This window comes from Variovorax sp. YR566 (assembly GCF_051992195.1).
GTDB lineage: Bacteria > Pseudomonadota > Gammaproteobacteria > Burkholderiales > Burkholderiaceae_C > Variovorax.
In genome coordinates, this window is sequence record NZ_CP197092.1 from 1534623 (window position 1) to 1546834 (window position 12212).

The 12212-nt window shown below is 62.7% G+C and carries 13 protein-coding genes; all 13 read left to right on the forward strand.

Annotated elements, in window-relative coordinates; all coding sequences use genetic code 11:
* Nucleotides 1–300 precede the first annotated feature (300 nt).
* Nucleotides 301–846: a DUF2867 domain-containing protein gene (locus ACTG4X_RS07095; RefSeq protein WP_440533514.1), complete on the forward strand. Its 546-nt coding sequence runs from the start codon at nucleotides 301–303 to the stop codon at nucleotides 844–846.
* A 79-nt stretch (nucleotides 847–925) separates the two neighbouring features.
* A complete protein-coding gene (locus tag ACTG4X_RS07100) occupies nucleotides 926–1351 on the forward strand; it encodes a helix-turn-helix transcriptional regulator (protein WP_179830482.1) in 426 nt (141 codons plus the stop codon).
* Nucleotides 1352–1362: 11 nt separating this feature from the next.
* On the forward strand, nucleotides 1363–1752 hold the full coding sequence (locus ACTG4X_RS07105; protein WP_097200068.1) for a VOC family protein: 390 nt from the start codon (nucleotides 1363–1365) through the stop codon (nucleotides 1750–1752).
* 143 nt (nucleotides 1753–1895) lie between these two features.
* The gene (locus ACTG4X_RS07110; RefSeq protein ID WP_097200067.1) at nucleotides 1896–2693 is read left to right on the forward strand and encodes a (R)-mandelonitrile lyase; all 798 of its coding nucleotides are present in this window, start codon (nucleotides 1896–1898) and stop codon (nucleotides 2691–2693) included.
* Between the two features lie 14 nt (nucleotides 2694–2707).
* Nucleotides 2708–3559 carry an aldo/keto reductase gene (locus ACTG4X_RS07115; protein ID WP_097200899.1) on the forward strand — a complete coding sequence of 284 codons (852 nt, stop codon included), beginning with the start codon at nucleotides 2708–2710 and terminating at the stop codon, nucleotides 3557–3559.
* Nucleotide 3560: 1 nt separating this feature from the next.
* On the forward strand, nucleotides 3561–4649 hold the full coding sequence (locus ACTG4X_RS07120) for an alpha/beta hydrolase (protein WP_097200066.1): 1089 nt from the start codon (nucleotides 3561–3563) through the stop codon (nucleotides 4647–4649).
* Nucleotides 4650–4696: 47 nt separating this feature from the next.
* A complete protein-coding gene (locus ACTG4X_RS07125; protein ID WP_143696821.1) occupies nucleotides 4697–4987 on the forward strand; it encodes a hypothetical protein in 291 nt (96 codons plus the stop codon).
* 489 nt (nucleotides 4988–5476) lie between these two features.
* Nucleotides 5477–7468 carry a type VI secretion system Vgr family protein gene (locus tag ACTG4X_RS07130; protein ID WP_440533515.1) on the forward strand — a complete coding sequence of 664 codons (1992 nt, stop codon included), beginning with the start codon at nucleotides 5477–5479 and terminating at the stop codon, nucleotides 7466–7468.
* Nucleotides 7469–7544: 76 nt separating this feature from the next.
* Entirely contained in the window at nucleotides 7545–9155 is a 1611-nt protein-coding gene (locus ACTG4X_RS07135; protein WP_440533516.1) for a DUF4150 domain-containing protein, read from the forward strand.
* Nucleotides 9156–9173: 18 nt separating this feature from the next.
* Nucleotides 9174–10157 carry a hypothetical protein gene (locus ACTG4X_RS07140; protein WP_097200063.1) on the forward strand — a complete coding sequence of 328 codons (984 nt, stop codon included), beginning with the start codon at nucleotides 9174–9176 and terminating at the stop codon, nucleotides 10155–10157.
* A gap of 6 nt (nucleotides 10158–10163) precedes the next feature.
* The gene (locus tag ACTG4X_RS07145) at nucleotides 10164–10679 is read left to right on the forward strand and encodes a hypothetical protein (protein ID WP_143696820.1); all 516 of its coding nucleotides are present in this window, start codon (nucleotides 10164–10166) and stop codon (nucleotides 10677–10679) included.
* Complete coding sequence (locus ACTG4X_RS07150) at nucleotides 10676–10975, forward strand: sulfurtransferase TusA family protein (protein ID WP_179830480.1); 300 nt, start codon at nucleotides 10676–10678, stop codon at nucleotides 10973–10975. The genes ACTG4X_RS07145 and ACTG4X_RS07150 overlap by 4 nt, the downstream gene beginning before the upstream one ends.
* Nucleotides 10976–11012: 37 nt before the next feature.
* Nucleotides 11013–12146, forward strand: coding sequence for a DUF2169 family type VI secretion system accessory protein (locus tag ACTG4X_RS07155; protein WP_097200061.1), 1134 nt, complete (start codon nucleotides 11013–11015; stop codon nucleotides 12144–12146).
* The last annotated feature ends 66 nt before the right edge of the window (nucleotides 12147–12212 follow it).

Consider the following 12212-nt stretch of genomic DNA (forward strand, 5'->3'; position numbering starts at 1 on the left):
GGGAGCGATTTCTCTTTGAGACGCTGGAGTCTTCCAATGACTACGATTGCCGAGAACACAGGTTTCGTCACGCTCATCAGCGTATGCGTTCAAACCCTGTCACGTCACCATACGTGGAACAGGGAACCGCCATAGCCAAGTTCGACCCCGGGATGTATGAAGTGGTCAAGGTCTTCGCCGGGCCATCCAAGCCTGTGCGCTGATGCCTCCATCCCTTCCAGCGAGGGAGACGTGCAGCATCTGGCTTCGCCCGCCGTCGCCCGCCCCTCATGTCATCCGTTAGGCCTAGGAGCGCCGTTCATGCCAAGCGAACTCACACTAGTAAAGCCGGTTGCTCTCCCCAGGCAGTCTGCCGTCGCTACTATTTATGAATCAACGAATCTCGCAGACGCATTTGCGGTTCAACTTCCTTTTGGCGCCTCCAGCGATCCAGAGGTCCTGTGGCGATTCCTTATTTCGCAGCAGCCATCCTGGATCGGATGGCTCACCAACGCCCGGGATGCAATCGTTGCGTGTTTTGGGCTGAAGACTGCCAAACACCTTGCGACTCTCTCCAGCGAAGCCAACGCCGACCGCATTGGCATCTTCAAGGTCTACGCCAAAAGCGAAACCGAGATCGTCTTGGGCGAGGACGACAAGCACCTCGATTTCAGACTGTCGGTACTCCACACCCCCGACTTGTCTTCAACGCTCGGTGGCCAACTGACGGTCTCAACCGTCGTCCACTGCCACAACCTCCTGGGCCGAGCCTACATATTGGTTATCGCTCCTTTTCATCGCCAGGTTGTGAAAGCCAGTCTTCGTCGCGCCGCACATATCGGTTGGCCCAAGGCAGCCGCAAGGTAGAGGCGTGCCAGCCGCAACGACAATGCGGAGCATCACGCGCCGCCGCTTGCCCATGATCTCGCCCGACCTTCTGAAGCGAATGTGCGACGCCCGCCATCGCCTCCAGTTCGAACTGGAGCCGCCGGCAAGCGTGGCGCATCTGGCGCAAGAGGCTGGCTTGTCGACTTCGCATTTCATCACCCAGTTCAGCGCGCTCTTCGGCGAGACGCCCTTGCAATGCCGGACGCGCGCACGCCTGGACCGCGCGCGCGAAATGCTCCTTGCCACTGACGAGCCCGCCACGCAGATCGGCCTGGCGCTGGGCTTCGACAACCCGGGGAGTTTTTCGCGCCTGTTCAGCAGGCGCTTCGGTGTGCCTCCACGGGCATACCGTCGGACGGCCAAGCTCATCGTTGCGCCTGCAGGGTGCATCGCGCTGATGAACCAGGCCCATGCGGGCGACCTCAATTTCGGCGAAGTCAAATCCGGCCATGTCGGGCAGGATGGTGGCCTCACACCTCACTGATCCCATTCATCATGCGCATCAACCTCACGAGCATCTTTGTCGACGACCAGGACAAGGCCCTGGCCTTCTACACGCAGGTTCTCGGCTTCGTGAAGAGCCAGGAGATCCCGCTCGGGGCATACAAGTGGCTCTCGGTACGGTCTCCTGAGGGCGGCGACACGGAGCTTTCCCTGGAGCCCAATGCCAACCCCGCGGCCCTCGCGTACCAGCAGGCGTTGATGAGCCAGGGGATCCCATCGACGGCCTTCGAGAGCGACAACCTCGAGGCAGACGTGAAGCGCCTGAAGGAGCACGGCGTGCGTTTCAGCATGGACCCGATGGACAGCGGGGCGGTCAGGCTAGCGATCTTCGCGGACACGTGCGGCAACCTGATCCAGATCTACCAGCATCGCAAGAAATGAAGCTGGCTTGAAGCCAGGCGCGGTAGCGCCGATTGTCCGTTCCGGCTTGTCAATCCAACAAGCGTTTGCCGTCTATTCGGGTGTGGGTGCGGCTCCTAGACTGCGTGGATATTGCGTCCGCGCAGCCAACCTAGGAGAACCCGATGAAGCATTTCGCCGCAGCCGCGCTGGCTCTTTCGATGTTGCCGCCCGTGGCAGCCGCCGAGCCCGAGTTGCAGATTTCCCGGGCCGGCACACGCACGGCGAACAGTGCGCCTGCACAGAATTTCACCGGCAGCGTGCGTGTCGAGATGCTCTACACGCCGGCCGGGCCTGAGCGCACCTCCGCCGGCTCGGTGAGCTTCGCCGCCGGTGCGCGCACTGCGTGGCACACACATCCGCTGGGGCAGACCTTGATCGTCACCGCCGGCGTTGGCCGCGTGCAGCGCCTCGGCGGCCCGATCGAAGAGATCAAGGCAGGCGACGTCGTGCACATTCCGCCGGGCATGAAGCATTGGCATGGGGCCGCTCCCACCAGTGCGATGACGCACATCGCCATCACGGAAGCTCTCGATGGCAAGGCGGTGGATTGGCTGGAGCAGGTCAGCGATGCGCAGTACGGAGCGCCGCAGGCTGCTGCGGCCGCCGGGCCGTCGCAGGCCCAGCGCCTGCTTGGCGACGTCGCGCCGAAGCTGGCACAGCTCACCGACGACGTGCTGTTCGGCGACGTGTGGGCGCGGCCGGGTCTTTCGCCGCGCGATCGGAGCCTCGTCACCGTGAGCGCGCTCATCGCAATGAATCGGCCCGACCAGCTGCGCTCGCACATGGCCCGCGCGCTCGACAACGGTTTGTCCAAAGACGAGCTGGCCGAGGCACTGACGCACCTCGCCTTCTATGCCGGCTGGCCCAACGCGGTGACGGCAACCGGCGTTGCCCGCGAAGTGTTCGCGACGCGGCCTTGATGGAAGGACTCGATATGCAGTACGTGACTTTGAACAATGGCGTGCGGATGCCGATCCTCGGCTTCGGCGTCTTCCAGATTGCCGACCCGGCGCAGTGCGAGCAAAGCGTGGTCGATGCCATCGAAGCCGGCTATCGCCTGATCGACACGGCAGCTTCGTACATGAACGAAGAGGCTGTCGGCAAGGGACTGCGCCGCAGCGGCGTGGCGCGAGACCAGCTGTTCGTTACGACGAAGCTCTGGGTCGAGGACAACGGCTACGAGCGCACCCTGCAAGCCATCGACAAGTCGCTGCGCCGCCTCCAGCTCGACTACCTCGACCTGTACCTGATCCATCAGCCCTTCGGCGACGTTCACGGATCGTGGAGGGCGATGGAAGCCGCCCACAAGGCCGGCAAGCTCCGCGCTATCGGCCTGAGCAACTTCCATCCCGACCGGCTGATGGACATCAAGGTTTTCAACGAAGTGGCGCCCGCGGTGAACCAGGTGGAAGTGAACCCCTTCCATCAGCAGACCGACAGCGCGACGTTCATGCACGACAACGGGGTGCAAGCCGAGGCGTGGGCACCGTTCGCCGAGGGCCGCAACAACCTGTTCGGCAACGAGGCCCTGCTGGACATCGGCGGAAAGTACGGCAAGTCGGTCGGGCAGGTCGTGCTGCGCTGGCTTGTTCAGCGCGGCATCGTGGCGCTCGCCAAGTCGGTGCGAAAGGAGCGGATGGCGGAGAACCTGAACATCTTCGACTTCCAGCTGGACGACTCGGACATGCTCCGCATCGCAGAACTCGAAACCGGCACGAGCAGCTTCTTCTCGCATCGCGATCCGGCAATCGTCAAGTGGATGAGCGAACGGCGGCTCGGCGTCTGAGATGCATTCCAGGCAGAACAATTCGCCAGTGACTGGCGTGCTCATTGCCGCTGCGCTGGCGCTCGCGACATGCGTGGTGCCCGCCGTGCCCGCCCATGCGGCCGACGACAGAAACGCGCAGCCGGCTGCGCTGATGATCAAGGAACAGGGCAGCTTCGCCGTCGGCGGCACGGTGATCCGCAGTCCCGGCGCAGAGGGCCAGACTTTGCACGGCGACCATGCGCGTGTCTTCTATCAGGTGCCGCTCGACGCCCGCAAGCTTCCGCTCGTGATGTGGCATGGCTTCGGGCAGTTCGGCAAGACATGGGAGACCACCGCCGATGGCCGGGAGGGCTACCAGACCATCTTCCTGCGGCGCCGCTTCCCGGTCTACCTGGTCGACCAGCCCCGGCGCGGCGGTGCGGCGCGAAGCACGGTGGGCACGACCATCAGCGCGGCACCGGACGATCAGCGCTGGTTCAACATGTTCCGCCTGGGCCGCTGGCCCGATTTCTTCGCGGGCGCGCAGTTCTCGCGAGACCCTGAGGCGTTGAACCAGTACTTCAGGCAGATGGTTCCGGACACCGGGCCGTTCGACGCGAAGGTCGCGACCGATGCCGTTTCGGCGCTCTTCGACCGCATCGGTCCAGGGGTGCTCGTCACCCATTCGCAGAGCGGCGGGCTGGGATGGATCGCCGCGATGAAGAACCCCAATGTGCGCGCAGTCGTGTCCTATGAGCCGGGCAGCGGCTTCGTCTTTCCCGAAGGCGAGGTGCCGCCGCCGATGCAGAGCATGACGGGCTCGCTCGAAGGAGTCGCCGTGCCGAAGGCGGAGTTTGCGAAGCTGACGCGGATTCCGATCGTCGTCTATTACGGCGACAACATCCCCGAGGAGCCCTCGAAGAACTTCGGCGAGGACAACTGGCGTGTGCGGCTGGCGATGGCCCGGCTGTGGACGGAAGCGATCAACCGCCACGGTGGCGACGCAACGTTGGTGCATCTGCCGGAGCTCGGCATCCGCGGCAATACGCACTTCCCGTTCTCCGATCTCAACAATGTGCAGGTTGCGGATCTGATGTCCGGGTTTCTCGCGCGGAAGGGCCTGGACTGAGTTGGCCTTGCCCCGAGGTCGCCTGCAGCTCGAACCACTCCCAGCGCTTGAAAGCCCTTGGCGTCGGCGAACACCTGCATGTACGTTTCGCCGCGCCGCTCGTTGACTGCGAACTCCGCGCCGATGTCGAAGAGAAGGTGTTCCTGCGCGGAGGATGCACCGTTCCTGAACATGGCGATGAAGAAGCAATCAGGAATGCCGAGCGGCACATGAACCAGCAACACATCGTGCGCCTTCGAGCGGCGGGCAAAAACCTGCGCCAGCCCGGGAGCCGTCCATGCATTCAATCGCAGGGGGTTCGTAAAGGCTGCCGGCAAGCTCCACTGCACTGCGTTTGATTGCATCGTTCGCGGCGTGATCCTCGGTGCCTCCATGGAGCAGGTCGATGTACTCGTGAAGTTGCATGAGCCTCGAAGGAGGCGGCTTCGGTTTGCGAGAAAGGAGCATGTGGATGCAGCTTCCATCGAGCCGGTTGTCTGCGCGACGCGGCTGCGGACATCCGCCGAAACGGCTCGATGAAGTTTCTCTTGCCCTGCTGCAGCCAGCCGCGTCCAGTGTCCAAAAAAGAATTAAGAAAAGAAAGGGGCCGCCGGAGTAGAGGCTGTATTTCTTACAGAAGAAGTTCGCAAACGCATGAGAAAAATGACTTGGACGGTTTTCAGGTCATATATGGGTAACGGGTCCTTACTAAAGTAGCGAACGAGTTTCGACGGGACCACGGGCATCACGGTCCCCGTCCTGCCTTGCAAGTTCAAGCATCAGGGAGATCTCTCATGCCAACAGGCTCTACGCAAGTCGCGCGCGTTCTGAGCGTTTCTGCGGCTGCCATGCCCACACTCGGCGGTGAGCCGGCCCTGGAGCCGGTGGCCATCGAAGGCAGCGAAGGCCTGCGCGGGTTGTTCCGCTACACCCTCACGCTCGCCACGCCCGAGCAGCCTGGCTACAACGAGCGCCAGGCGGCCAATGTGGCCATCAAGCAATTGGTCGGCGAGGCGCTCACCGCGCATGTCGTGCTGGACGGTCGTCCCGGCGCAGGCCCCAACCGGCGTCACATCTCGGGCCTGGTAACGCGTGTGAGGTTCCTGCACCTGGAGAATCGCCGTGCGTTGTACGAAGCGGTGATCGAGCCTTGGCTCACACTGGCCACGCGCACCAGCGACTACCGAATTTTCCAGAACCAGACCGTGCTGGACATCGTCAAGGATGTTCTCGGCAAATATGGCCTTCCCTTCGATGTGCGGGCCACCCGCAGCTACCCGCCGCGCGAATTCCAGGTGCAGTACGGCGAGACCGACTACGACTTTATCGCACGGCTGCTGCACGAATGGGGGCTCTACTACTACTTCGAACACGAAGAGAACAATCACAGGCTGGTCATCGTCGATGACATGGCTTCGCACCAGCCGTTCGCCCACGCGGGCTATCAGACCATTCCTTTCCACGCGGCGGATGCCACCGTGCGGGAGGAGCATTGCGACCGCTTCAACGCCTGCGAGGAACTGCAAAGCGGCCGCTGGATCACCGACGACTTCGACTTCAAGCGCCCCAAGGCCGAGCTGCAGCAGGTCAGCGCAATGCCGCGCAAGACCGCGCAGAACACATGGGAGCGCTACGACTGGCCGGGTGACTACGTCGTGGAGTCCGAAGGCGAGCAACTGGTGCGTACGCGCATGGAAGAGACGGGCAGCCAGGGCGAGCGCGCCGACGGTGCGGGCAACTTGCGGGCCGTGGTGCCGGGGTACTTGATCACGCTGGAGCGGTATCCCCAGAACGAATCGAACCGGCAGTACCTTGTGACGAACACGAGTCTGCGGCTGCAGGACGTGGGCGACGCCAGTTCGCAGCAGGAGTTCGAGTGCCGCGTGGAGTTCGAGGTCATTCCAACCAGCAAGGTCTACAGGGCCTCGACGCCAACGGTGCCGCGGCCACGAACCACGGGGCCGCAAACCGCGATCGTCACAGGCCCGGCGGGCCGCGAGATATGGACCGACCAGTACGGCCGCGTGAAGCTGAGCTTTCACTGGAATCGCTATTGCACGAAGGACGAAAACAGCTCCTGCTGGGTACGCGTGTCCTCGCCCTGGGCCGGCACCAATTTCGGCGCCATCCAGATTCCGCGCATCGGCCAGGAGGTGATCGTCGATTTCGAGAACGGCGACCCCGACCGCCCCATCGTGACGGGCCGGGTCTACAACGCCGACAACATGCCGCCGTGGACCTTGCCAGACAACGCCACGCAAAGCGGTTTGCTCACGCGCAGTTCCGAAGGCGCAACGGATGCCAACGCCAACGCGCTGCGCTTCGAGGACAAGAAGGGCCAGGAACAGGTGTGGCTGCATGCCGAGCGCAACCAGGACATCGAGGTCGAGAACGATGAAACCCACTGGGTAGGCCACGACCGCAGCAAGACCATCGACCACGACGAGACGGTTCACGTCGGGCACGACCGCACCGAGACCGTGGGCCATGACGAGACCATCACGATCGGCAACAACCGCATGGAGACGATCAAGGCCAACGAACTGTTGACCGTGCTGCAGAACATGAATCGCTTCGTGGCGCTCACCTCGTCGGAGGAGGTGGGCATAGCCAAGACCTCGCTGGTCGGCCTTACCCAGACGGTGGCTGTCGGCAAGAGCAAGAACGAAACCATCGGCGAAGACTTTTCGCTTGACGTGGGCGAGAAGCTCGTCATCACGGTTGGCAAGAGCCGGCTCGAGATGACGAAGGACGGACAGGTCACGCTCACCGGTGCCAGGTTCGACTTCCGCGCCACTGGCGCGGTGCGGATCAACGGCAAGGTCATCGATCTCTGCTGAGGCAGCGAGGGCCTCTTTCATGGCGTTGGACCCTAAGGCCGGTGCGTCGGCGTCTGCTCTCGGAACTCCAGGCGGGATGCTGTCCGCCAGTTCAGGGGGTGGCCGAATAGTGCGCGTCGCGGTGATTCTGGGCAAACCAGGACCGAAGACGCCTGCCAGTGAGGCCCCACCCGAAGCTGGGCGCGATGTGGGTCAGGCACTCGTGGTGTGCACGACACCCGATGTGTGCAAGACACCCATTGGCTCGTCGACACCGCCAATCCCCTATCAGATCACCGGCAAGCTCGGTGACGACGCAAACACGTCGCAGAACGTTTTCCTCACAGGTCTCAAGGCATTCAAGTTCGATAGCGTCGTCACGAATGTCACGGGTGACGAACCCGGGGCGGCCAAGGGTATCAAGTCGGGGACAGTCGGAGATATCGCAGAACCGAAGACAGCCTCCACCGTCGTGCGTGTAAACGGGCAGTGGCTGGTGCGCGATGGCGACACCTTCTGGATGAACAAGCGCAACACCGTTGGCGAGTTGATCTACAAGAAAGATCGCGGCAAGTACTGGCCGCCCGATGACGCAGAGGACGTTGACGACAGCGAGATCAAGGCGCTGCTGGCCCAGGCGCAAGCGCAGGGCGCCATCATCGAAACTTACGAAACCGAGCGCGAGAAAACGGGGAAAGCCCGCATCACCACCGCCGCGAGTGCCACCGGGTATGCAAGTCTGGTGCGCACTGCGCTGGGTGAAAAGCCGATCCTGTTGGCGCAGGCCCAGCCGCTGCCCAATGCACCGGTGACGGATGTGCCCAATCCCATGTTCCCGGAAACCCGGCCGAACCCGGCATTTCAGCCAGGGCCGGCGGCAAACGACAACACGTTCAAGCCATCCACGCCGCCGGATGTAAAGAGCCCCTATGAGCCAAGCCTGCTGAAGATGACGGGCTGGGTCGGCATCCTCATGGTCATCCTCAGCATGGAGGGTGATACACCGGTCGACATCCGATTGTTGGGGCCGCGCCCTGGCCCGAATGCGGATCCGATCGAACGAGAAATCGACCAGAAGGCCCGTGATGCACTCGGCCCCAACCAGAGCACCGAGGCACGGCAGCAGATCAGGGCATGGAGAGATGCCGAACTGGAGCGGTATCGGACCTCGAAAGTGGAGGCCGCCAGTCCGCAGCCGCAACCCCAGGCCGCGCCTAACACGACGCCCCAGCCCGACGCAGGTGTACGCGTCGAAGGCAAGCCCGACCCCTGCAACCCAGGTGCCCACGGCAAGAACGAATGCCCACCCAATCAGCAATCGCACCACATCATCGCGGACTACATCCTGCGGATCGGCACGCGGACTGAACCCGGCGCGCGTTTGCCGGGAGCTCCGTCGCTCAGCGAAGGCCCAGCGATCTGCCTCACCGATGCGGAACATGCCCGTGTTCACGAGTTGATGGATGGCGCGATCAAGGCGGCCGGCGGAGCCACCGGGACCGTCTCCTTCGACAAGGTCAAGCAGATTGCCTACGATGCCTTGGCCAAGGCCAAGCCGGACTGCAAGGGGAAGTTCGAAGCTGCTACAGACGAGTACTTCCAGAAGATTTCGCAGGATGCATTGGTTCGAGCCTACAAGACGGCATCGAAGGCCGTGAAGGAAGCCGCCCGCAAAGCTCTGAAGTCCGCGGGATGGCCCATTGAATAGAGTGAAATCAACACATCCATGGAACAGTTCAACACCACCCCGTCAGCTCCCGAACTCAGGATCGAAACCGGTGTCGCTGCGACGCGCAACCGTCTGGTCATCTCATGCTCGAAGATCGAGGATCGCTTCGAGGGTTTTGCCCGCCTCTGCATATTCAATGCGGACAAGCCGGTCAAATGGAACTATTTCGATCTGCCTCTCACGATACGAGCCGGTGCCCTGCATCATCCTTCTCCATCGGAGGCTGCCTCCTTCGTCTTCGCTTCGGAAAACGGTGACATCGTCCATCTGCCGATTGGCAAGGCGCCAGAGATGGAGCGCGTGGTCGGCTCAGGCCTGTGGGACGACGACTCCGAAGGTTGGGGCTACTTGAACGCATTGCGTCAGATCGGTGGGCATCTATATGCCTGCGGAGGCGGCGGACAAATCTACCAGCGCCTTGGCGAAGACGCGTGGGAGCATGCCGATCACGGCCTGCTGCAAGAACCTGAGGGCGAACACAACCTGTTCCTGAATGTGATTGACGGTACCGATGAGCGCGCGCTCTACGCCGCAGGCTGGAATTCAGACACCAATGGAGGTCTGCTGTTCTTTCGCATGGATGGTGCCTGGAAGCCCATTGCCGTCGATACGGCGGAACTCACCGGGCTGTGCATCGAGAGCAGCGATTCCATCTGGATTTGCGGTCACAACGGCGTATTGCTGCACGGCAATCAGTCAACCGGATTTGCGGACGTCTCTCAGCTGGACGATTCGAGGAACTACAGCGATGTCAAGATTTACGGTGGGAGGGTCTACCTTGCCACTCCCGAGGGACTGTTTGCCCATGAGAACGGCATCATCGAGCCCGTCGTCACGGGTCTCGTGCCGGAGTACCGCGATGGTCACGTATTGCAGGTGGTTGACGGCGTCCTGTGGTCCATCGGCTATGCCGACATCGTGCGCTTCGACGGAACGCGTTGGGAGCGTATTGCGTTCCCAGGCAATCCACCGATCCGGTGAATCGCCGTGGCATTGTGGAAGCGCGAAGTGGACTGGGTCAGTGAGGCAGCACAGCGCATAGGCTGCTGCGGGCTTGCCGAATGGCTCCCCGACTTCGCTGCGTGGGCCGGATTGATGCCGGCCGAATGCCCGCCTTCGAGGCTCGCGGTAAAGGTCGAGTACGCCAGCGTCTCGCACGGCTTGAGGATGACGCTGCTCTACCCGTTCGCCGAACGCGCCGCATCAGCCGATCCGCAAGCGTGGGTGCTCCATGACCTCGAAATCGATGCCTCCAGGCTTCCCCTGCCCTTCGGTCTCAACGTCGGCGCTGAGACGCCTCGGAGCACCCAACGCAAGTTGAGCGCCGACACGGCTTTCGGCCGCAGTGTCGATTTCCGCGATGGCAACTACCGCGTCGTCCACTACCTGTCCGATGGCCGCGTGGTCGGCGTCGGATTCAGACCCACCCTGGTGGGCATCGAGAGCCTGCACCTGCAGCGCATCGTGACCACGCCCGACTTCCGCACGATGGAAACACCGTGACGAGCCCGTCGCCGGACCCGTCGATCATTCCCTTTCTGCCCGCACGGCCAGCCCCGGCCGAGTCCGAAACCGGCGACGCCCTTCAGATCGATGCCTGCGGCACGCGCTGCCCGGTGCCCATATTGCGATTGCGCAAGGCGTTGAGCCGCAGCGCACCGGGGCAGGTGCTCATCCTCACCACGGACGATCCTGCGGCGTTCACCGATATTCCGCAGGCCATGGCCTCGCTCCCGGCCCAACTCTTTGCCATTCGCCGCGAAGGTGATCGCGTCATCTTCACCGTGCTGCGGCAGTGACGGCAGGCAAGCTTCGACGGTCTTCAACCCAACAGTCATGGCGCCACACCTCGAGAATCGCACGCCTTTTTCCGCTCTGGCCTTTTCGCAGTTTCACAGCGATGGCACCGACATGGCCGTGCTGGCAGTGCGGGGCAGCTTCCATGTCGTGCCGAACGCTCCGCTGGTGCTCGCGCCCCGACAGGACGAACTCGAACTTGCCGACCGCTATGAAGGCGACGCTGCCAACGGCCTGCTGGTGCGGACCTGCGACATCGTGCCTTTCAAGCCGGCGGCCGACCTCACCATCCTGGGCGCGAGCTGGGCGCCTCGGGGCGTGGAAGCCCGCTCGTGGATCACCGGCGTGCGTCTGGGCAAGCTCGAAAAGATTCTGAGGGTCCACGGGCCGAGAGTCTGGCGCTGCGCCACCACGCAGGAACAGGAAAAAGACAGATCGACCAGCAAGGGCTGGGCACTCTCGCAGGCCCATCCCGTCAAGGCCGTCGCACTCGACTGGCGCGGGGCCTTCGGAGGCCCGATACCCGGCTCGGGAGATGATGAGACGCCGACCGACGTGCATCGCTTCAACCCGATCGGATGCGGCATCGTCGATGAAGACCACAGCCCTTCGGATGTCGACATTCCCGCGCCCTGCATCGAGGATCCTGCCGATCCCGTTCTCGATTGGCGTCGCCGTGACTACGTGCCGCAAGGCTTCGCTCCGCTTCCGCCGGTCTGGCGTTCCCGCCAGCAATACACGGGCACTTTCGACGATGCATGGCTCGCGTCGAAACATCCTCTGCTGCCGGACGATTTCGACTACCGCTTCTACCAGTACGCGGCGCCGGACCTCATTCATCGGGAGCGCCTGAACGGCGACGAAGAGCTGCAGCTTCTTCACATGCATCCGGACCACACCCACATTCAGGTCTGGCTGCCTGGCGTGCAGCTGTCCGCCATGGCGCACTGGAAAGATGGAGGCACTGCCCCTCAGGAAATGATGCTCGACGGCGTCCATGTGGATCTGAACTCCGATCTGGCGACGGTCTATCTGACGTGGCGATGCTGGGTGCCCAAGCGGTCAGGCATTCATCTGATGGAACTGCGGGTCGAGAACCCTTCGAGACTCCTGGAAGCAGGGCGCCAGTACGTCAACCATGACCGGTTGCCGGGTGCGCTGGCCAAGGGTTGAGTGAAGCAGAAATCATAGTTCGCCGCTATGAATTCAATTCACTCAATTGGGTTGATTGACGAGAGA